This is a genomic window from Pseudomonas rossensis (assembly GCF_039888995.1).
Taxonomy (GTDB): Bacteria; Pseudomonadota; Gammaproteobacteria; order Pseudomonadales; family Pseudomonadaceae; genus Aquipseudomonas; species Aquipseudomonas rossensis.
The window spans coordinates 33,701-55,419 of record NZ_JBBWCB010000016.1 but is presented as its reverse complement, the minus strand read 5'-3'; the positions used below and the strand labels follow the sequence as shown (position 1 = coordinate 55,419).

Genomic DNA, 21,719 nt, shown 5'->3' with positions numbered 1-21,719 from the left:
CATTATTGACCCTCACGGGATAGCCTGCTTTTTGCTTGAATCGTGCCAAAAACCGCTGAGTGGGCACTCCGCCATGACCCTTCATGTGCGCTACACTGCGCCGCTTGTGCAAATCGAAGAGTTTGAAGGACAACCATGACGTTCAAGGCGCCGGACAGCCTCGCCGAGCAAATTGCTCACCACCTCGCCGAACGCATCATTCGTGGCGAAATGAAGCCCGGGGAGCGCATCCAGGAACAGAAGGTCACGCTGGCCCTCAATGTCAGCCGCGGTTCGGTCCGTGAAGCCTTGCTGATCCTCGAGCGTCGCCACCTGATCGCGATCCTGCCGCGACGCGGCGCCCACGTGACCGAGCTCACGGTTCACAAGGTCCAGAGTCTGTGCACGCTGATGAGCGAGCTTTACATCCTGCTGGGCAATGCAGTGGCCAGCGGCTGGCAAGTCCAGGCCGACATGGCGCCGTTCGTGCAAATCCAGCAGCGTCTGACCGCCAGCTACGAACGCCAGGACATTCGCACCTTCGTCGACGACAGCTTCAGTGTGATGCGCGCCGCGTATCCGTTCGCCAACAACCCGTACTTGCAGGAAACCGTCGAGAATCTGCAGCCGGCCATGAGCCGCGCGTATTTCCTCGCCCTGGAACAGCGCAAGGCCTCGATGAGCGAGTTCCTCGAACTGTTCGAACGCTTGCTCGCCGCCGTGCTGGCCCGTGATTTTCCGCAGATCCGCATTGTGCTGGCGGCGTATGCCCAGCGCAGCAGTGATCTGGTGGTTTCTGCCCTGACGGACGCTTAAGCGTGCGGCTAAAGTGCATCAAGCTGGCGGGGTTCAAATCCTTCGTTGACCCGACCACGGTAAACTTCCCCAGTAACATGGCGGCGGTGGTCGGGCCCAATGGTTGCGGCAAGTCGAACATCATCGACGCCGTGCGCTGGGTGATGGGCGAAAGCTCGGCCAAGAACCTGCGCGGCGAGTCGATGACCGACGTCATCTTCAACGGCTCGACCAGCCGTAAACCAGTGAGCCAGGCGAGCATCGAGCTGGTGTTCGATAACGCCGACGGCACCCTGCTCGGCGAATACGCGGCCTACGCGGAGATTTCCATTCGCCGCAAAGTGACCCGCGACAGCCAGACCACCTACTACCTCAACGGCACCAAGTGCCGCCGTCGCGATATCACCGACATCTTTCTGGGTACAGGCCTGGGCCCGCGCAGCTACTCGATTATCGAGCAGGGGATGATCTCCAAGCTGATCGAGTCAAAGCCCGAAGACCTGCGCAACTTTATCGAAGAAGCGGCGGGCATTTCCAAGTACAAGGAGCGCCGGCGCGAGACTGAAAACCGCATCCGCCGCACCCACGAAAACCTGGCCCGCCTGACCGACCTGCGCGAAGAACTCGAGCGTCAGCTTGAACGCTTGTACCGCCAGGCCGAGGCCGCCAAGAAGTATCAGGAATACAAGGGCGAGGAGCGTCAGCTCAAGGCTCAGCTGTCGGCCCTGCGCTGGCAGGCGTTGAATGAACAGGTCGGTCAGCGCGAAGCGATCATCGGCAATCAGGAAGTCACCTTCGAAGCGTTGGTGGCCGAGCAGCGTAATGCCGATGCGGCTATCGAACGCTTCCGGGACGGGCACCACGATCTGTCCGAGCGCTTCAATCTGGTGCAGGGGCGCTTCTATTCGGTCGGCGGCGACATCGCCCGGGTCGAGCAGAGTATCCAGCACGGTCAGCAGCGTTTGCGCCAATTGCAGGACGACCTGAAAGAAGCCGAGCGCGCGCGACTGGAAACCGAGTCTCACCTGGGCCACGACCGCACCTTGCTGCTGACCCTCGGCGAAGAGCTGGACATGCTCACCCCCGAACAGGAAGTCACCAGTGCCGCCGCCGAAGAAGCCGCCGCGGCGCTGGAAGAATCCGAAACCACCATGCACGCCTGGCAAGAGCAATGGGACACCTTCAACCTGACGGCCGCCGAACCGCGTCGCCAATCCGAAGTTCAGCAGTCGCGGATCCAGCAGCTGGAAACCAGCATGGAGCGTCTGGCCGATCGCCAGAAGCGTCTCGGCGAAGAGCGCGCCTTGCTCTCGGCAGACCCGGAAGACGCGGCGATCATGGAACTCAGCGAGCAATTGGCCGCGAGTGAAGCGACGCTGGAAGACTTGCAGGCCAGTGAAGAAGCCCAGGTCGAACGCCTCGAGCAACTGCGTCAGGAACTGCAATTGGCGCTGCAAAATCAGCAGCAGGCTCAGGGTGACTTGCAGCGTCTGAACGGTCGCCTCGCCTCCCTTGAAGCCTTGCAGCAAGCCGCGCTCGATCCGGGCACGGGCACCGCTGAATGGCTGCGCGAACAACATTTGGCGGACCGTCCACGTCTGGCTGAAGGCCTGAAAGTCGAGGCAGGTTGGGAGCTGGCGGTGGAAACCGTGCTCGGCGCCGACCTGCAAGCGGTGCTGGTGGATGACTTCGGCGAGTTCGATCTGGCCGGTTTTGCCCAGGGCGATTTGCGCTTGCTCAGCCCTGCCACTGATGGCGTGCGCGTGCCCGGCAGCTTGCTCGATAAAGTTGAAGCGCAGATCGATCTGGCGCCATGGTTGGGGCAGGTTAAACCGGTCGACAGCCTCGAACAGGCGTTGGCCCTGCGCAATCAATTGACCGCCGGCCAGAGTCTGATCAGCCGCGATGGTTACTGGGTTGGTCGACACTTTTTACGCGTACGCCGGGCCAGCGAAGCGGAAAGCGGTGTGCTGGCTCGTGGTCAGGAAATCCAGCGTCTGGGCCTCGAGCGCGAAGAGCGCGAAGCCACGGTCGAAACCCTGGAAACCCAACTTCAGAATCTCAGGGCGCAACAGCGTCAGCAGGAAAACGGTCGCGAACATCTGCGCCGTCTGCTGCAAGACGAAGCCCGTCAGCAAGGTGAGTTGAAAGCGCAATTGTCCGCCGGTAAAGCCAAGGCCGAACAACTGACCTTGCGCCGTACACGCCTGGACGAAGAGCTCACCGAATTGGCTGAGCAACGCGCTCTTGAGCACGAAAATATCGGCGAGGCGCGTCTGCAATTGCAGGAAGCCCTCGACAGCATGGCGCTGGACACCGAGCAGCGCGAGTTGCTGCTGGCTCAGCGCGACAGCTTGCGCGAGCGACTCGATCGGGTGCGGCAGGAAGCCCGGCAGCACAAGGATCACGCCCATCAACTGGCGGTGCGTCTGGGTTCGCTCAAGGCACAACACGACTCGACGCGTCAGGCGCTGGAACGTCTGGAAATGCAGTCCGAGCGCCTGACCGAGAAGCGCGAACAGCTCAGCCTCAACCTGGAGGAGGGCGAGGCGCCGCTGGAAGAGTTGCGCCTGAAGCTTGAAGAACTGCTCGACAAACGCATGACCGTCGACGAAGAACTCAAGACTGCGCAGATCGCTCTGGAAGACGCTGACCGTGAATTGCGTGATGCGGAAAAACGTCGCAACCAGGCCGAGCAGCAATCGCAGTTGATTCGGGGGCAGATGGAAACCCAGCGCATGGAATGGCAGGCCCTGACCGTGCGCCGCAAGACCTTGGAAGATCAGTTGCTGGAAGACGGTTACGACCTCCACGGCGTGCTCGCCACCCTGGTGGCCGACGCCAACGAGAAAGACGCCGAAGAAGAACTCGAACGCATTGCCGCGCGGATTCAGCGTCTCGGTGCGATCAACCTGGCGGCCATTGACGAATACCAGCAACAATCCGAGCGTAAACGTTATCTGGATGCGCAGAACGACGATCTGGTGGAAGCGCTGGATACGCTCGAGAACGTGATTCGCAAGATCGACAAGGAAACCCGAAACCGCTTCAAAGATACCTTTGATCAGATCAATGGTGGTTTACAGACCCTTTTCCCAAAAGTTTTCGGTGGAGGACGCGCCTATTTGGAACTGACGGGCGAAGATCTACTCGATACAGGGGTAACGATCATGGCGCAGCCGCCAGGAAAGAAGAACAGCACCATCCATTTGCTCTCCGGTGGCGAAAAAGCCCTGACTGCCTTGGCTCTGGTTTTTGCCATCTTCAAGTTGAATCCGGCGCCGTTCTGCATGCTCGATGAAGTTGACGCGCCATTGGATGACGCTAACGTTGGACGCTACGCACGGCTGGTCAAAGAGATGTCGCAGACGGTGCAGTTCATCTATATCACCCACAACAAGATCGCCATGGAAATGGCCGATCAACTGATGGGGGTGACGATGCACGAACCGGGTTGCTCGCGTCTGGTGGCAGTGGATGTCGAGGAGGCGATGGCGATGGTGGATGCCTGAGTCGGCGCTTGTAGGAGAGGTATTTTTGAGTTGTAGGACTTATTTACCTGCCCTGACTTGCTGGCCAATCGACATATTCGCGCAAGCCGTTGTGACAGACGGTGTAAAGTTGCCTTTGGTCGTGCTAGTTTAATGTCAATTTTTCGTATACGTGGGCAAAACGCCTGTCAGAACATAGAGTTGGCGCCACGTTTTAAAGCGGTTTACGAGTTGTAAACCTCTTATTTTTCAGCATTTTTTATAGAGGCACGGGATTACATGGAAATCGGTCTGCGCGAGTGGCTGATCGTCATCGGCATTATTGTCATTGCCGGTATTCTTTTCGATGGCTGGCGTCGCATGCGCGGCGGCAAGGGGAAACTGAAATTCCGTCTCGACCGAAGTTTGTCCAACTTGCCGGACGAGGACACCGGCGCCGAGCTGTTGGGCCCGCCCCGCGTGCTGGATACGCATAAAGAACCGCAACTGGACGAGCACGATCTGCCGTCGGTGAGCATGCCTGCCCGTGAGTCGCGTGAGTCGGGTTCCAAGCGCGGCAAGCGTGGCCATGGCGAGCCTTCCCAGGGCGACATGAACCTCAGTCTGGATCTGGACGGCGGCCCGAGCTTCAGCAGCCGTGACGACGATTTCCCGGATGACACCAAGGCTTCGAGTTCGGCCAGCGACAAGGAACAACCGCAAGCCGAAGAAGTGCTGGTGATCAGCGTGATCTGCCGCGAAGCTGCTGGCTTCAAAGGCCCGGCGCTGTTGCAGAACATTTTGGAAAGCGGTCTGCGTTTTGGCGAGATGGACATCTTCCACCGCCACGAAAGCATGGCCGGCAACGGCGAAGTCCTGTTCTCGATGGCCAATGCGGTCAAGCCGGGTGTGTTTGACCTGGACGACATCGACCACTTCAGCACACCGGCAGTGAGCTTCTTCCTCGGTCTGCCAGGCCCGCGTCATCCGAAGCAAGCCTTCGACGTGATGGTGGCCGCGGCGCGCAAACTGTCCCAGGAGCTGAACGGCGAACTGAAAGACGACCAGCGCAGCGTGCTGACGGCCCAGACGATTGAGCATTACCGTCAGCGCATCGTTGAATTCGAACGTCGCGCCCTGACCCAGAAGCGCTAAGGTCAAAAGATCGCAGCCTCGTTTCACTCGACAGCTCCTACAGGGGTCGCGATTTTCTGTAGGAGCTGTCGAGTGAAACGAGGCTGCGATCTCTGGATCCTGATGATATGAGATAGAGCAGCCTCGGCTGCTCTTTTGCTTTATGAGAGAACACCCATGACCGCCGTCAAAAACCGCATTCTAGAGCTGCGCGCTGAGCTGGATCAGCACAACTATCGCTACCACGTGCTGGACGAACCGAGCATTCCGGACGCCGAATACGATCGGTTGTTCAATGAGCTTAAAGCCCTCGAAGCGGCCAATCCCGAACTGATCACCAGCGACTCGCCGACCCAGCGAGTCGGCAGCGCGGCGCTGTCGGCGTTCACTCAGGTGCGTCACGAAGTACCGATGCTCAGCCTCGGCAACGCCTTCGAAGAAACCGACATGCGCGAGTTCGATCGCCGGGTAACCGAAGGTCTCGACCTGCCGGCCGGCGACTTGTTCGGTGGCGGTGCGGCGGTGGAATACAGCTGTGAACCCAAACTCGATGGCCTGGCGGTTAGCTTGCTGTATCAGGACGGCGTGCTGGTGCGCGGCGCGACTCGCGGCGATGGCACGACTGGCGAAGACATTAGCGTCAACGTACGCACCGTGCGCAACATCCCGCTCAAGCTGCACGGTACTGGCTGGCCGGCGACCCTGGAAGTGCGCGGCGAAGTGTTCATGTCCAAGGCCGGTTTCGAACGCCTCAACGCCACGCAGCTGGAAGTCGGCGGCAAGACCTTCGCCAATCCGCGCAACGCGGCGGCCGGCAGCTTGCGCCAGCTCGATTCGAAGATCACGGCCAACCGTCCACTGGAGTTCTGCTGCTATGGCATCGGCCAGATTTCGGCCGATATTGCTGATACGCACATTGGCAATCTCAAGCAGCTCAAGGCTTGGGGCATGCCGATCAGTCATGAGTTGAAACTGGCTCACGGCATCGTTGAATGTCTGGATTATTACCGTGACATCGGAGAGCGCCGAAATTCACTGCCCTACGAAATCGACGGCGTGGTGTTCAAGGTCAACAGCATTGCCTCTCAGCGTGAGCTGGGCTTCCGTGCTCGTGAACCGCGCTGGGCGATCGCGCACAAATTCCCGGCGATGGAAGAACTCACTGAATTGCTCGACGTGGAATTCCAGGTCGGTCGTACCGGTGCGGTGACGCCGGTGGCGCGCTTGAAGCCGGTCAAGGTGGCCGGTGTCACCGTGGCCAACGCGACGTTGCACAACATGGACGAAGTGGCGCGTCTGGGCCTGATGATCGGCGACGCGGTGATCATCCGCCGCGCCGGCGATGTGATTCCGCAGGTGGTGCAAGTGGTCGCCGAGCGCCGTCCGGACAACGCACGGCCAGTACAGATTCCCGAGCAGTGCCCGGTCTGCGGTTCCCATGTCGAGCGCACGCAACTGGTCAAGCGCAGCAAAGGTCGCGAGACCGTCAGCGAAGGCGCGGTGTACCGCTGCGTTGGCCGTCTGGCCTGCGGTGCGCAACTAAAGCAGGCAATCATTCACTTCGTCTCCCGTCGCGCCATGGATATTGAAGGTCTGGGTGAGAAGAGCGTCGAGCAACTGGTGGACGAAGGGTTGGTGAGTTCGCCAGCTGATTTGTACGCGCTGACGTTCGAACAGATTGTCGATCTGGAAGGCTTTGCCGAGTTGTCGAGCAAGAACTTGCTCAGCGCCATCGAAGACAGCAAGCAGCCAAGCCTGGCACGCTTCATCTATGCCCTCGGGATTCCCGATGTCGGCGAAGAGACAGCCAAGGTGCTGGCGCGTTCTCTCGGCTCGCTGGAGCGGGTTCAGCAGGCGTTGCCGCAAGTGCTCACGTATTTGCCGGACGTTGGCCTGGAAGTGGCTCACGAGATTCACAGCTTCTTCGAAGATGCGCATAACCAGCAGGTGATAAAGGACCTGCTCAAGCACGGGCTACAGATTCAGGATCAGGGTGAGCTGGGCGCCGAGTTTGCTGCCAGCACCACGTTGGGTGGTTTCCTCGACAAGTTGCACATACCTTCGGTCGGGCCGGGTGGGGCGCAGAAGCTGGCGGACAAGTTTGGTTCGCTTGAAGGTGTTTTCAGCGCCGACTGGCTGGATATGCGCCAGGCGCTGCCGGAAAAACAGGCCACTTCGGTTCGGGAGTTCTTTGCGGTTGTGCAAAATCGTCAAATCGCTGAAGCCGCCGAGAAACAGCTGCGCGATTTCGGCATGCACTGGCAGAGCGAGAAGAAAGTCGTTGAAGGCTTGCCGCTGGCCGGGCAGACCTGGGTGCTGACCGGTTCGCTGGAGTTGATGAGCCGCGACATCGCCAAGGACAAACTTGAAAGCCTCGGTGCCAAGGTAGCGGGCTCGGTGTCGGCCAAGACTCATTGTGTGGTCGCTGGACCGGGTGCAGGTTCCAAGTTGGCGAAGGCCAATGAGCTGGGGTTGAAGGTTCTGGATGAAGAGGCTTTTGTCGAGTTTCTCGGCAAACACGGCATTTCGGTTTAGTGGTGCAGTTCCCGCGCAAAACGCGGGAACGATCACGGCGCGGGGATGATCTAGTCTTGGCAAGCCTCAGGGAGAGATCGCCATGTACCGCTTCTTCGAACAGCTCAGTTCACGCATCGCCGCGCCCTTCATCGGCGAAAGCTCGCGCAACAGCAAGGTCTGGCAGTGCCGCTGCGGGCAGTCGCTGTTTTTTCGCAACAGCCAGTGCCTGGCGTGTTCGGCGGCGTTGGGTTATCAGCCGGAGCAGAGTCGCCTATCGTCGCTGCAGCCCGGCTTGCAGGCTGATACCTGGTTGCTCGACGCCGATCCCGAAGCAGGTGTCTTGCGCCGCTGCGCCAACCTCGATTCCCCGGCCGCGTGCAATTGGCTGTTGCCCGCCAATGACCACGATGCGTTATGCATCGCCTGTAGCCTGAACCACACCATCCCCGACCTGTCGATTGCCGAAAACCACGAACGCTGGCGCAAGGTCGAAACGGCCAAGCGGCGGCTGGTCGCACAGTTGGTCAGCTTGGGTTTGCAGGTGATCCCCAAGAGCGTGGACGAAGAAACGGGGCTGGCCTTTGATTTCATCGGTGTCGACCTCGAAGGCAAGCCGCCAACCACTGGTCACGCCAACGGTCTGATCACCCTCGATATCAAAGAAGCCGACGACGCCCATCGCGAGCAGATTCGGGTGCAGATGCACGAACCTTATCGCACGCTGCTCGGGCATTTTCGGCATGAAGTCGGGCATTACTACTGGGATCGGTTGATCGCCAACAGCCATTGGCTGGAACCGTTCCGAGGCCTGTTCGGCGACGACCGCGCCAGCTACACCGACGCTCTCGAACGGCATTACCAGCAAGGCGCACCGCTCGACTGGCAGCAACATTACGTCAGCGCCTACGCGACCATGCATCCGTGGGAGGATTGGGCCGAAACCTGGGCTCACTACCTGCACATGATGGACGCGGTGGATACGGCGTTGGGGTTCGGAATGAGCGCCAGGGAGATGGATTTCGACTATCAGCCGTTTCCCCCAAGCACCCTCTACGATCCGCAGCATCCCGGCGGCGCGGCGTTCCTGTCGTTCGTCAATGCGTGGATCGAACTGGCCGGCATGCTTAATGAGTTGTCGCGCAGCATGGGGCAGCCGGATTTCTATCCGTTCGTCCTGCCGCCGGCAGTGATCGCCAAGCTGCACTTCATCCATCTGGTGATCCAGCAGGAGGGCGGCCGGGCGGATGAGGTGTTGGCGCAATAGGATCAAAAGATCGCAGCCTGCGGCAGCTCCTACAGGTGCACGCCGATCCATGTAGGAGCTGCCGCAGGCTGCGATCTTTCAAAGGTCAGCGCATGTCCTTGAAGCAGCACATTTTTTTAATCCCCCCGAACGGTTGTAACTTCGTCTCAGATAGGTACAATGGCGCGGCTCGCCGTCAGGTGAGCGTCGTTATGGTGACCCCATCGGTCCCCCCGCAACGATTACCCGTGAACCTGGTCAGATCCGGAAGGAAGCAGCCACAGCGGGAACATTGTGTGCCGGGGTGTGGCTGGTGGGGTTGCCTCCATAACGCACCGCGAGTCCTCTCTCGCGTTATCTGTCTAAAAATACATTCTTGTTGCTCAGCCACGGATCTTGTCCAGGGCGGTGTTTTTTCGTTTCCGGTTTTCAGAGCGAACACATAAAAGGAGACCGAGCTGTCGAATGCGACAGCTCGGCCTCCTTTTTTATTTCTGGCACTAAGGCTTGGACAAGGCCTGGTCAACCGCTGCAATCAGCTTTCCCAGATCCTTCGGGGTGGCTTTATGTATGACACCGAACAGATACGCCCGCTGTTCATCTTCATCGCCTAAATCTGCGAAAAAGGCTTTCAGCTTCACACCCAGCACATCGGCAAACAGGAACAAGGCTTCCACGCTGGGGGTGTAGGTGCCGGTTTCGAAGCGGCTGATGGTTTTGGGGTCAAAACCGGTTTTTTCGCCGAGTTCAGCCTGAGTAAGCCCAGCGACCTTGCGGTAGCGCCGAATGGCCGCACCCAAACTTGAAATTTGCATCGCTTAATTCCCATTTAGAATCAAGAACTTAACGATAGATTTTTGCATTAGACAACTGCATGATCCATCACCTTGCTTTGCAAAATGTGATGCATTTCGTAGAATCGCCGCTCAAAATGGGTATTTTGGGCCTTTAAGGTTAGTTGATCTCTGCTGTCAGGAGGCCATCAAACACTGTTCATGGAGTGATATCGTGTTGCTGCGCATTACCTATAAAAACATCTCTTCCGGGCATCCTGCACGGGTCGAGCGGTACCACCGCTAGCCACAGCGAGCCTGACTCATGGATGAGAAATACCGCAGGGCCGTGGATGCCGCCGCGATTTTTTCCGAGACCGATCTGAGCGGCCGGATCACCCACGTCAACGATCAGTTCTGTGCCGTGTCCGGCTATAGCCGCGAAGAACTGCTCGGGCAGAACCATCGTCTCCTCAACTCGGGTCTGCATTCCGCCGATTTCTTCGCGGTCATGTGGCGCACCATCGCCTTGGGCAAGGTCTGGAAAGGCGAGATTTGTAATCGCGCCAAGGACGGCAGCCTGTATTGGGTCGACAGCACCATGGTGCCGGTGCTCGATAATGCCACCGGGCGGGTTGACCGTTATCTTTCGATTCGTTTCGACATCAGCGAAAAACACCAATTGCTGCATTCACTGCAATGGCGGGTGGGGCATGACGTGCTGACCGGGCTGCCGAATCGCGCGTTCCTCTCGGATTTGCTGGATCAGGCGCTGGAGTTCTCCCGTCACGAAAACATCCCGCTGGCGGTATGCATGCTTGATCTCGACGGCTTCAAAGCGGTCAATGATGGCTACGGGCATGCCAGTGGCGATCTGCTGTTGGTCGAGGTGGCCAAGCGTTTGCGCGCCATTGTTCGCGGCGAAGATGTGGTGGCGCGGCTGGCCGGTGACGAGTTTGTGCTGGTGTTGCGATACGTGCGAGATCTGCCGGAACTGCGTGCGGCGTTGAACCGGGTGCTGGGCGCCATTTCGGCGCCGTACTCGCTGCATGGCAAGGGCGTCAATGTGTTTGCCAGTATCGGCGTCACCCTGTTCCCCCACGACAATCAAGATGCCGAAACATTGTTGCGTCATGCCGATCAGGCCATGTACGTGGCGAAACAAAGCGGACGCAATCGCTTTCATTTGTTCGACGTGTCCCGGGATCAGGAGGTCAAGGCCACTCACCAGACGGTCGAGCGAGTGCGCCAGGCGCTGGCTGCCGGTGAGTTGCGTGTGCATTTCCAGCCCAAGGTGAACATGCGTCGTGGCGAGGTTGTCGGCTTTCAGGCGTTGTTACGTTGGGAGCATCCGCAACACGGCATGATGCCGGCCCGGGAGTTTTTGCCGCTGGTGGAAGAAACGGACCTGATCATCGATATTGGTGAGTGGGTAATGGATCAGGTCCTGTCGCAGTTGCACCATTGGCAGCAAGCGGGGCAGGGCTGGCCAGTCAGCATTAATATTGCGGCACGACATTTCCAGCGCGCGGATTTCGTCGACCGGCTCAAACACGTGCTCGCCCGGCATGCCCAGGTGGCTCCGCAGATGCTCGATCTGGAAATTGTCGAGTCGGTGGCGATCGAGAATATTCAGCATGTCAGCGCCTGTTTACAGGCCTGTCAGGCGCTGGGGGTGCAGTTTTCACTGGGGGACTTCGGCACCGGTTACTCGTCCCTGAGCTACCTCAAGCGTTTGCAAACCCAAACCATCAAGATCGACAAGTCGTTCGTGCGCGACATCGTTAATGATCGTGATGATCTGGCCCTGACCATGGCGGTCATTGGCCTGGCTCGGGCCTTTGGTCGGCAGGTGATAGCCGAAGGGCTGGAAAGTATCGAGCACGGTGAATTGCTGCTGCGCCTGGGCTGCGAAGTTGCTCAAGGTTATTTCATTGCCCGGCCGATGCCGCCCGCAGAAGTACCGGGCTGGGTCGAGGGTTTTGTAGCGCCGCCGCAATGGCAGGTGCTGGAGCAGGCGGGTCAAGGCTTGCCATTGGGCGCCTTGAGTGGCTCGCCACCAATGTAGAGCCGGATAATGTCGTCGATTTCCCCGGACATTTTCATTCGCACCAAGGTGCGCAAAATGCGCTGCACGGGCACCTTGGGATCGTTGCGCACATAACAACCGACACTCTGTTCCTGCAAAACCGCCACGCCTTGCAGTTGCCGGCCAGGCAGCAGGCGCTGATTGAACCAATCCAGCGTCCATTGATTGCTCACGGCGTAGTGATAGCGTCCGGCCAGTAGTTTTTCCAGCACCTGCTCCTGGTTGCGCGCGTCTTCGCGATGCAGTCGGTTGGCGTCAAACAGCGGTTGCAGGGTCGGGTAGCTGTAGCCGAGTACCGTGCCGATGGATTGTCGCGACAAGTCCGCAGGCGTCACTGAGATCAGCGGATCTGACCGGCTGATCAGCATGTTGCGCTGAAACCAAAGTGGAATGCTCCAGATGTAGTCCCCGGACTGATTCGGCTGCCAGGACTGCGCCGCATAGCAGCGGATATCGACTTCGCCGTGCTCCATGGCGTTTTTTACCCGCGTGCGAGGCAGTACGTGAAATTCGGCCGGCACGCCGACCTGGGTCGCGAGGCTGACCATCACGTCGTGCAGGATGCCTTGGGTGGGGTGGCCGCGTTCCAGTTGCACCATCGGCATCGCCCAACTGTCGGGCACCACGAAGCGCAATGGCGGCTCGGCGCCAGCGACATTCAGGCTGATCAACAGCAGTGCCCCAAAGGCCAGCCGCATAAACGCTCCGGTATTGATAAACCCCGAGCCGATAAAAGCCCCCCCAAAGACCATCTTAGCCAGATTAGACGAGCGCACCGGATGCAATTTTGGCCTTGCTCCGCTAGCATTAGCCGCTTCTGTTCCTTAGTTGCGACGGTTTTCGATGAGTTATCAGGTTCTTGCACGTAAATGGCGTCCGCGCTCGTTCCGCGAAATGGTCGGCCAGACCCATGTGCTCAAGGCTCTGATCAATGCCTTGGACAGCCAGCGGCTGCACCACGCCTATCTGTTTACCGGTACCCGCGGGGTCGGCAAGACCACCATCGCGCGGATCATCGCCAAATGCCTGAACTGTGAAACAGGTATCACTTCAACACCTTGCGGCGAGTGCTCGGTGTGCCGCGAGATCGATGAAGGCCGCTTTGTCGACCTGATCGAGATCGACGCCGCGAGCCGGACCAAGGTCGAGGACACCCGCGAACTGCTCGACAATGTGCAGTACGCGCCGAGCCGCGGGCGCTTCAAGGTCTACCTGATCGACGAAGTGCACATGCTCTCCAGCCATTCCTTCAATGCGCTGTTGAAAACCCTTGAAGAGCCGCCGCCCTACGTCAAGTTCATCCTGGCGACCACCGATCCGCAGAAACTTCCTGCAACCATTCTTTCGCGGTGCCTGCAGTTCTCTCTGAAGAACATGACACCGGAGCGTGTGGTCGAGCATTTGACCCATGTGCTGGGTGTCGAGAACGTGCCGTTCGAAGACGACGCGCTGTGGCTGCTGGGCCGTGCTGCCGACGGTTCGATGCGCGACGCCATGAGCCTGACCGACCAGGCGATCGCCTTCGGTGAAGGCAAAGTCATGGCCGCCGACGTTCGGGCGATGCTCGGCACGCTCGATCATGGTCAGGTCTACGACGTTCTGCATGCGCTGATCGAAGGCGACGCCAAGGCCTTGCTCGAAGCCGTCCGTCACCTGGCCGAACAAGGCCCGGACTGGAACGGCGTGCTCTCGGAAATTCTCAACGTGCTGCACCGTGTCGCCATCGCCCAGGCCCTGCCTGAAGGCGTCGACAACGGTCATGGCGACCGTGACCGGGTGCTGGCACTGGCTCAGGCCTTGCCGGCCGAAGACGTGCAGTTCTATTACCAGATGGGCCTGATCGGTCGTCGCGACTTGCCGCTGGCGCCAGACCCGCGCGGTGGCTTCGAAATGGTCCTGCTGCGAATGCTCGCGTTCCGACCGGCAGACACCACGGACTCCCCGAGGCAACCGCTAAAGCCAGTGGGGATCAGCCAAGCCACAGTTGATTCCGCAAATTCAGTGGCTGCCGCGCCCGTTGTTGCGCCGGTAGTCGCTGCGGCAGTTGCACCCGTCGCGCCTGCGCCGGTTGCGGCGGTGGTTGCTCCAGTGCAGCCGCCCGAGCCTGAGCCGGTCGCGCCCGTCGTTGCGCCCGAGCCTGTCGTTGAGGCGGTAGCGGTCGAAGCCGCCGTCGATCTGCCCTGGAACGACCCGATCGAACCCGAAGTCGTTCAGCAACCCGCTGTCGAGCCGGTGCTGGAAACTGCCAGCGAACAGCCAGAATTGGCGCCGATGCCATTGCCGACCCCCGACAGCGTAGTGCCGGACGCGCCGGAGTGGGCCGCTGCGCCGATTCCGGAGCCGTCGGTAGCTGACGTCGATGCCGCGACGCCGGGCATGGACCTGGACGACGAGCCGCCGTTGGACGAGGACTACATCGAGCCAGATATCGAATCGGCCTACAGCTACCTCGATGAACTGGCCAGCGAACACACCACCGAGCCAGCGCCGGAAGCCGAACCTGAACCGGCCGCCATGCCGGCCACCGGTCTGGCGCTGCAATGGCTGGAGTTGTTCCCGAAACTGCCGATCTCCGGCATGACCGGCAGCATTGCCGCCAACTGCACGCTGATCGCCGTCGAGGGTGACCAGTGGCTGATGCACCTGGACCCGGCCCACAGCGCGTTGTTCAACGCGACTCAACAGCGTCGCTTGAACGATGCGTTGAACCAGTTTCACGGGCGTACGCTGACCCTGCGCATGGAGTTGATCAAGCCCGAGCAGGAAACCCCGGCCCAGGCCGCGTCCCGTCGCCGTGCGAACCGTCAGCGCGAGGCCGAAGAGTCGATCCACGGTGATCCGTTCATCCAGCAAATGATGCAGCAGTTCGGTGCGGTGGTCCGTAACGATACTATTGAACCTGTCGAGACCCTGGTCACTCAGGGCTAATAACTGAAGGTGTTCGGCCGAAAGGGCCGGGCGCTGTATTTATCCAAGTACTTTTGAGGTGATTCCCATGATGAAAGGTGGCATGGCCGGCCTGATGAAGCAGGCACAGCAGATGCAGGAAAAAATGGCCAAGATGCAGGAAGAACTGGCCAACGCCGAAGTCACCGGTAAAGCCGGTGGCGATATGGTCACCGTGGTGATGACCGGTCGTCACGACGTCAAGCGCGTGACCATCGATCCAAGCCTGGTCGAAGGCTTGAGCGAAGACGACAAAGAGATGCTGGAGGCCGTGTTCGCCGCCGCCGTCAACGATGCCGTGCGCAAGATCGAAGCCAACAGCCAGGACAAAATGTCCGGCATGACCGCTGGCATGCAACTGCCACCGGGTATGAAACTGCCATTCTGATTCGCCAAAGCGCGTCGGATGGGCTACAAAAAAATGCCAGGCATCGCGCCTGGCATTTTTGTTTCTGCCAGTTGGAAATGTGCTGCCTTAAAGGCAGCCATCGCGGGCAAGCCCGCTCCCACAGGGATCACCTAAATCCTGTGGGAGCGTGGCTTGCCCGCGATGAAGTCACCTCGGTACAACTGACGAAACATCGAACGCCACACCGTCACAACGGTCTGCTCCCTATACCGTCGAATTCATCGATCAAAAGGAGAAGCTCACATGCCAGACGCATTGACCCTCAACCAACGTATCGTCCTGGCGTCCCGCCCGGTAGGCGCGCCGACGCCGGAGAATTTCCGCCTGGAGCGCGTTGCGCTACCGGACCTGGCCGACGGTCAGGTGCTGCTCAAGACCCTTTACCTGTCACTCGATCCCTACATGCGCGGACGCATGAGCGACGCGCCGTCCTACGCCGCTCCGGTTGAAATCGGCGAGGTGATGACCGGTGGCGCTGTCAGCCGGGTCGAGCGCTCGCTGAATCCGAAATTCCACGAAGGTGATCTGGTGGTCGGTTCTACCGGTTGGCAGAGCCACAGCCTCAGCGACGGTCGCGACATCATTCCGGTGCCGTCCGGGCTGCCGAGCCCGTCAATGGCGCTGGGCGTGTTGGGCATGCCCGGCATGACTGCGTATATGGGCCTGATGGACATCGGCCAGCCCAAGGCCGGCGAAACCCTGGTGGTTGCGGCTGCATCCGGCGCCGTGGGTTCGGTGGTCGGTCAGGTGGCGAAGATCAAGGGCCTGCGCGTGGTCGGCGTGGCCGGTGGTGCGGACAAGTGCCGTTATGTGGTCGATGAGCTGGGTTTTGATGCCTGCATCGATCACAAGAGCCCGAACTTCGCCGATGAATTGGCCAAGGCGTGCTCCGAAGGCATCGACATCTATTACGAAAACGTCGGCGGCAAGGTGTTCGATGCTGTGCTGCCGTTGCTCAAGCCCAAGGCGCGAATTCCACTCTGTGGTCTGATCGCGTCGTACAACGCTCACGAAGCACCGACCGGCCCGGATCGACTGCCGCAATTGCAACGCACGCTGCTGACCAAGCGCGTGCGAATTCAGGGCTTCATCGTGTTCGACGACTACGGTGATCGTCAGCCGGAATTCGTCAGCGCCATGGCGCCGTGGGTGCGCGACGGCAAGGTGAAGTTCCGCGAAGACGTGGTCGATGGCCTGGAGCAGGCACCCGAAGCGTTCATCGGTCTGCTGGAAGGACGCAACTTCGGCAAACTGGTTGTGCGGGTCGCCCAGGACTGAGTAATTGACGCTAAACAGAGGCGCGGGTATAAACCGCGTCTCGTTGTTTTGTCGGACTTTTCCCCATGAGCTTCAGCCCTTTGATTCGCCAACTGATCGACGCCCTGCGAATTTTGCCAGGTGTGGGTCAGAAAACTGCCCAACGCATGGCGTTGCAGCTGCTCGAGCGTGATCGCAGCGGCGGCTCGCGATTGGCCCTGGCACTGAGCCAGGCCATGGAAGGGGTGGGTCACTGTCGGTTGTGTCGCACGCTGACCGAAGACGACCTCTGCCCGCAATGCGCCGATACCCGTCGCGACGACACTTTGCTCTGCGTGGTGGAAGGGCCGATGGACGTCTACGCGGTGGAGCAGACCGGTTTCCGTGGTCGCTACTTTGTGCTCAAGGGCCATCTGTCACCACTCGACGGACTCGGGCCGGAAGCCATCGGTATTCCGCAACTGCTGGCGCGGATCGAAGAGGCGGGCACGTTCACTGAAGTCATTCTCGCGACCAACCCGACCGTGGAAGGTGAGGCGACAGCGCATTACATTGCCCAGTTGCTCAGCAACAAAGGCCTGATCGCCTCGCGTATCGCCCACGGCGTGCCATTGGGCGGCGAGCTGGAATTGGTGGATGGCGGGACGTTGGCGCATTCGTTTGCCGGGCGTAAGCCGATCGCTTTGTAATTGTTAAAAGCAAAAGATCGTCCGAACGCGGCCCGAGCCTTCGGCAGCTCCTACAGGTGTACGCATGCCATTGTAGGAGCTGCCGAAGGCTGCGATCTTTTGATCTTCCACACCTCCTTCACTTGAAAACCAAGCAAGCGCTCGGTTAACTTCGCTGAACCTTCAGTGGAGCTCGCCGATGCCTGCCTTTCAGGAATACTTCGACCACAGCCACCAATTGGTCCGCGACAGCGTCAGACGTTTCGTCGAGCGCGAGATCTTGCCAGACATCAACCAGTGGGAAGAAGCTGAAAGCTTCCCCCGTGAGCTCTACCAAAAGGCCGGTGCGGCGGGCATTCTGGGGATCGGTTACCCCGAAGCCTTGGGTGGCAGTCACGAAGGTGATCTGTTCGCCAAGGTCGCCGCCAGCGAAGAGCTGATGCGCTGTGGCTCCGGCGGCTTGGTGGCGGGGCTCGGCTCGCTGGACATCGGCCTCCCGCCGATCCTCAAGTGGGCCAGGCCTGAAGTCCGCGATCGTGTTGTGCCGCAGGTGCTCGCTGGCGAAAAGATCAGCGCCCTGGCCGTTACCGAGCCCAGCGGCGGCTCCGACGTCGCCAACCTGCAAACCCGCGCCGTGCGTGACGGCGAGTGCTACCGGGTCAGCGGCAGCAAAACCTTTATCACCAGTGGTGTCCGCGCGGATTTCTACACCGTCGCGGTGCGTACCGGTGCGCCGGGTTTCGGTGGCATCAGCCTGCTGTTGATCGAGAAGGGCACGCCCGGTTTCACCGTCGGCCGTCAGTTGAAGAAAATGGGTTGGTGGGCGTCGGACACTGCCGAACTGTTCTTCGACGATTGCCGGGTGCCGGTAGGAAATCTGATTGGTGCCGAAAACATGGGCTTCGCCTGCATCATGGGCAACTTCCAGAGCGAACGCCTGGCGCTGGCGCTAATGGCCAACATGACCGCGCAACTGGCGCTGGAAGAGAGCCTGAAATGGGCTCGCCAGCGTGAAGCATTCGGTAAACCCATCGGCAAGTTGCAGGTGCTCAAGCATCGCCTTGCCGAAATGGCCACGGCGCTGGAGGTGTCACGGGAATTCACCTACCGCCAGGCAGCGAAGATGGCGGCGGGGCAGAGTGTGATCAAGGAGATTTCCATGGCCAAGAATTTTGCGACTGACACGGCTGATCGGATTACTACGGATGCTGTGCAGATTTTGGGTGGCCTCGGTTATATGCGTGAGAGCCTGGTGGAGCGGCTGTACCGCGATAACCGGATTTTGTCGATCGGCGGCGGTACACGGGAAGTGATGAACGAGATCATCAGTAAGCAGATGGGGCTTTAATCGGCGGTGTAGCGGCTGACGCTATCGCGAGCAAGCTCGCTCCCACAGTGGATTTTCGGCGATCACAAAACCCCTGTGGGAGCGAGCTTGCTCGCGATGGCGCCCGTACAGACGCCGCCTTACTGCTCGCTCAACGCAAATTGCGTCAGGCAAAACGTCGGAATCCCCATATCTTCCAAACGCTGCGACCCGCCCAACTCTGGCAAATCAATGATCGCCGCCGCTTCATGAACCCGGGCACCCATGCGTCGAACCAGGTTCGCCGCCGCAATCAGCGTCCCGCCCGTGGCGATCAGGTCATCGAACATCACCACCGAATCGCCCTCGCACAGGCTGTCAGCGTGGACTTCGAGGAAGGCTTCGCCGTATTCGGTCGCATAACCCTCGGCCAGTACGTCGGCCGGCAGTTTGCCTTGCTTGCGGAACAGCACCAGTGGCTTGTTCAGCTGATAGGCCAGGACCGAACCGATCAGAAAACCACGCGCGTCCATCGCACCGATGTGGGTAAAGTCAGCCTCGACATAACGATGGGCGAAGCTGTCCATCACCAGGCGCAGGGCCGTGAGCGACTGGAACAATGGGGTAATGTCGCGAAAGATCACGCCCGGCTTGGGAAAGTCGATCACAGGGCGGATGAGGGATTTGATGTCGAAGGAGTCGAAGGCCATAGTCGAAGAATCCTGGCAGGCTGCAAACGACGCAGTATAACGGCGGCTGAACCGTTTCGCTCAGCCGCCATCGCCAAAATCAGCCGTCTAGCGAGCCGCCGGCCAGGGCGCAGAGCTGGATCGGGTCGAGGATGTGGATTTCCTTGCCTTCAGCAGCAATCAGTTCGTTTTGCTGGAAGCGCGTGAACACCCGGGACACGGTTTCCACCGCCAGGCCCAGGTAATTGCCGATTTCGTTGCGCGACATGCTCAGTCGGAACTGGTTGGCCGAGAAACCACGGGCGCGGAAACGGGCCGACAGGTTGACCAGGAACGTGGCGATGCGCTCGTCGGCAGTTTTTTTCGACAGCAGCAACATCATTTGCTGATCGTCGCGAATCTCGCGACTCATCACGCGCATCAGCTGACGGCGCAGTTGCGGCAGTTGCAGCGCCAGTTCGTCGAGGCGTTCGAAAGGGATTTCACACACCGATGTGGTTTCCATGGCTTGCGCCGAGACCGGGTGTTTTTCGGTGTCCATGCCCGACAGGCCGACCAGTTCGCTCGGCAGGTGGAAACCGGTGAGTTGTTCTTCACCGCCATCGCTCAGGCTGAAGGTCTTCAGGGCGCCAGAGCGTACTGCATAAACGGAATCAAACGTGTCGCCCTGGCGGAACAGGAATTCGCCCTTTTTCAGCGGGCGGCCACGTTTAACGATTTCGTCCAGCGCATCCATGTCTTCCAGATTCAAAGAAAGTGGCAAGCAGAGGGGGGCCAGGCTGCAATCCTTGCAATGGGCCTGACTATGAGCGCGCAGCTTTACTGGCTCGGACATTTCTTCAATCCTTGTGGGAAAACACACATAAGCCGTAAGGGTAACCCACGGGAGGACATTCAGGCACGCGGCGATTTTGTCGCAGGGTCGTAAAGTCGGCGTTTCGCAGACCGGCCAGTGAGGTGATGGCTAGATCACCCGCGAAAACCGCTGGCGATTTTGCTGTTCCAGGTATGCGTCGAACACCATGCACACCGAACGCACCAGCAATCGTCCGGCGGGCAGTACGGTGATCCGTTCGTTATCCAGTTCGATCAGGCCGTCTTCGGCCATTCCCTGCAATTGTGGCCAGAGTTCGCCGAAGTAACCCTGAAAGTCGATGTTGAAGGCGTGTTCGATCTCGGCGAATTCCAGGCTGAAATTACAGATCAGTTGTTGGATGACCGCACGTCGCAGGCGGTCATCGGCGTTGCACAGCAGGCCACGGCTGGTGGCCAGCTGCGCGCTGGCCAGCGTGTTCTGGTACTGATTCAGGTCGCTGCTGTTCTGGCAATACAAGTCGCCGATCTGGCTGATGGCCGACACGCCCAGGCCAATCAGGTCGCAGTGACCGTGGGTGGTGTAGCCCTGGAAGTTGCGTTGCAGGGTCGATTCTTCCTGAGCAATCGCCAGTTCATCGTCGGGTAGCGCGAAGTGGTCCATGCCGATGTAGCGGTAACCGGCCTGGGTCAGCTGCTCGATGGTGCCCTGGAGTATTTCCAGTTTTTGCGCCGCTGTCGGTAGCTCGTCGCTGTTGATTCGTCGTTGCGGCATGAAGCGTTCCGGCAGGTGCGCGTAGTTGAACACCGAGAGGCGGTCCGGTTGCAGGTTGATGACTTCATCGACGGTGCGGGCGAAATTCTCGGGTGTCTGCCTTGGCAAGCCGTAGATCAGGTCAATGTTGATCGAGCGAAACTGCAGCGTGCGGGCAGCGTCGATCACCGCGCGGGTTTCTTCCAGGCTTTGCAGGCGATTGACCGCCCGTTGCACCGCCGGGTCGAGGTCTTGCAGGCCGATACTGACCCGATTGAAACCCAGTTCACGGAGCAGGCCCATGGTCGACCAGTCGGCTTCGCGAGGGTCGATTTCGATGCCGTAGTCGCCGGAATCGTCGTCCAGCAAGTTGAAGCTTTTGCGCAACTGGGCCATCAGCTGGCGCAGTTCATCGTGACTGAGAAAGGTCGGGGTGCCGCCGCCGAAATGCAGTTGCTCGACTTTTTGCGTGGGGTCGAGGTGGCAGGCGATCAGCTGGATTTCCTGCTCAAGGCGTTGCAAATAGGGCTGGGTCCGGCCGCGGTCCTTGGTGATGACTTTATTGCAGGCGCAGTAGTAGCAAATGTTCGCGCAGAACGGCACGTGCACATACAGCGATAACGGGCGCAGGGCTTTACGGCTGTCGCGCAGGGCGTGGAACAGGTCAAATGTGCCGACCTGACCGTCGAATTGCACCGCGGTGGGGTAGGAGGTGTAGCGCGGTCCCGCCAGGTCGTAACGGCGGATCAGATCGGTGTCCCAACGAATGGCGTCAAGCATCATGCGGGCATTCCCCGGATAGGCTGGCAGTGTCAGCGAGTCTAGGGGGCGCGGCGGTGGGGCATGTTGATTTGCATCAACGGGCTTCAAGATCAAA

Annotated in this window: 16 protein-coding genes and 1 other RNA gene; 12 read left to right on the top strand and 5 right to left on the bottom strand. The window is 59.7% G+C overall.

The features are described 5' to 3' along the window. The first annotated feature begins 135 nt into the window (after positions 1-135). The 6 genes from WLY71_RS07120 to ffs all read left to right on the top strand — a co-directional run bounded on the left by WLY71_RS07120 (position 136) and on the right by ffs (position 9,457). A complete protein-coding gene (locus WLY71_RS07120; RefSeq protein ID WP_347803003.1) occupies positions 136-795 on the top strand; it encodes a GntR family transcriptional regulator in 660 nt (219 codons plus the stop codon). Between the two features lie 2 nt (positions 796-797). Further along, positions 798-4,286, top strand: coding sequence for a chromosome segregation protein SMC (gene smc / locus WLY71_RS07115; protein WP_347803002.1), 3,489 nt, complete (start codon positions 798-800; stop codon positions 4,284-4,286). A gap of 258 nt (positions 4,287-4,544) precedes the next feature. Then, on the top strand, positions 4,545-5,399 hold the full coding sequence (gene zipA, locus WLY71_RS07110; RefSeq protein WP_347803001.1) for a cell division protein ZipA: 855 nt from the start codon (positions 4,545-4,547) through the stop codon (positions 5,397-5,399). Between the two features lie 156 nt (positions 5,400-5,555). Then, entirely contained in the window at positions 5,556-7,913 is a 2,358-nt protein-coding gene (ligA, locus tag WLY71_RS07105) for an NAD-dependent DNA ligase LigA (RefSeq protein ID WP_347803000.1), read from the top strand. 82 nt (positions 7,914-7,995) lie between these two features. Continuing rightward, a complete protein-coding gene (locus tag WLY71_RS07100; RefSeq protein WP_347802999.1) occupies positions 7,996-9,159 on the top strand; it encodes a zinc-binding metallopeptidase family protein in 1,164 nt (387 codons plus the stop codon). Positions 9,160-9,360: 201 nt separating this feature from the next. Next, positions 9,361-9,457, top strand: an RNA gene (ffs, locus tag WLY71_RS07095) — signal recognition particle sRNA small type. Positions 9,458-9,638: 181 nt separating this feature from the next. On the opposite strand, the gene WLY71_RS07090 is transcribed toward ffs, so the two are convergent. Beyond that, on the bottom strand, positions 9,639-9,953 hold the full coding sequence (locus tag WLY71_RS07090; protein ID WP_008146799.1) for a helix-turn-helix domain-containing protein: 315 nt from the start codon (positions 9,951-9,953) through the stop codon (positions 9,639-9,641). Between the two features lie 283 nt (positions 9,954-10,236). Between WLY71_RS07090 and WLY71_RS07085 the strand changes: the two genes are divergently transcribed. Then, on the top strand, positions 10,237-11,979 hold the full coding sequence (locus tag WLY71_RS07085; protein WP_347802998.1) for a putative bifunctional diguanylate cyclase/phosphodiesterase: 1,743 nt from the start codon (positions 10,237-10,239) through the stop codon (positions 11,977-11,979). On the opposite strand, the gene WLY71_RS07080 is transcribed toward WLY71_RS07085, so the two are convergent. Beyond that, positions 11,934-12,698 carry a substrate-binding periplasmic protein gene (locus WLY71_RS07080; protein ID WP_347802997.1) on the bottom strand — a complete coding sequence of 255 codons (765 nt, stop codon included), beginning with the start codon at positions 12,696-12,698 and terminating at the stop codon, positions 11,934-11,936. The two genes, WLY71_RS07085 and WLY71_RS07080, sit on opposite strands and share 46 nt — an antisense overlap. A gap of 145 nt (positions 12,699-12,843) precedes the next feature. On the opposite strand from WLY71_RS07080, the gene dnaX reads away from it, so the two are divergent. The 5 genes from dnaX to WLY71_RS07055 all read left to right on the top strand — a co-directional run bounded on the left by dnaX (position 12,844) and on the right by WLY71_RS07055 (position 18,628). Then, the gene (dnaX, locus tag WLY71_RS07075; RefSeq protein ID WP_347802996.1) at positions 12,844-14,928 is read left to right on the top strand and encodes a DNA polymerase III subunit gamma/tau; all 2,085 of its coding nucleotides are present in this window, start codon (positions 12,844-12,846) and stop codon (positions 14,926-14,928) included. Positions 14,929-14,995: 67 nt separating this feature from the next. After that, a complete protein-coding gene (locus WLY71_RS07070; protein ID WP_008028561.1) occupies positions 14,996-15,334 on the top strand; it encodes a YbaB/EbfC family nucleoid-associated protein in 339 nt (112 codons plus the stop codon). 264 nt (positions 15,335-15,598) lie between these two features. Further along, on the top strand, positions 15,599-16,633 hold the full coding sequence (locus WLY71_RS07065; protein ID WP_347802995.1) for an NADP-dependent oxidoreductase: 1,035 nt from the start codon (positions 15,599-15,601) through the stop codon (positions 16,631-16,633). A gap of 65 nt (positions 16,634-16,698) precedes the next feature. Beyond that, positions 16,699-17,301, top strand: a complete 603-nt coding sequence (gene recR, locus WLY71_RS07060; protein ID WP_033055661.1) for a recombination mediator RecR — start codon at positions 16,699-16,701, stop codon at positions 17,299-17,301. Positions 17,302-17,479: 178 nt separating this feature from the next. Beyond that, a complete protein-coding gene (locus tag WLY71_RS07055) occupies positions 17,480-18,628 on the top strand; it encodes an acyl-CoA dehydrogenase family protein (RefSeq protein ID WP_347802994.1) in 1,149 nt (382 codons plus the stop codon). Between the two features lie 119 nt (positions 18,629-18,747). Here WLY71_RS07055 and WLY71_RS07050 read toward each other — a convergent pair whose 3' ends face one another. The 3 genes from WLY71_RS07050 to hemN all read right to left on the bottom strand — a co-directional run bounded on the left by WLY71_RS07050 (position 18,748) and on the right by hemN (position 21,622). After that, the gene (locus WLY71_RS07050) at positions 18,748-19,296 is read right to left on the bottom strand and encodes an adenine phosphoribosyltransferase (protein ID WP_347802993.1); all 549 of its coding nucleotides are present in this window, start codon (positions 19,294-19,296) and stop codon (positions 18,748-18,750) included. Between the two features lie 79 nt (positions 19,297-19,375). Further along, positions 19,376-20,110, bottom strand: a complete 735-nt coding sequence (gene fnr / locus WLY71_RS07045; protein WP_046047868.1) for a fumarate/nitrate reduction transcriptional regulator Fnr — start codon at positions 20,108-20,110, stop codon at positions 19,376-19,378. 129 nt (positions 20,111-20,239) lie between these two features. Continuing rightward, positions 20,240-21,622: an oxygen-independent coproporphyrinogen III oxidase gene (gene hemN / locus WLY71_RS07040; protein ID WP_347803009.1), complete on the bottom strand. Its 1,383-nt coding sequence runs from the start codon at positions 21,620-21,622 to the stop codon at positions 20,240-20,242. Between the last annotated feature and the right edge of the window lie 97 nt (positions 21,623-21,719).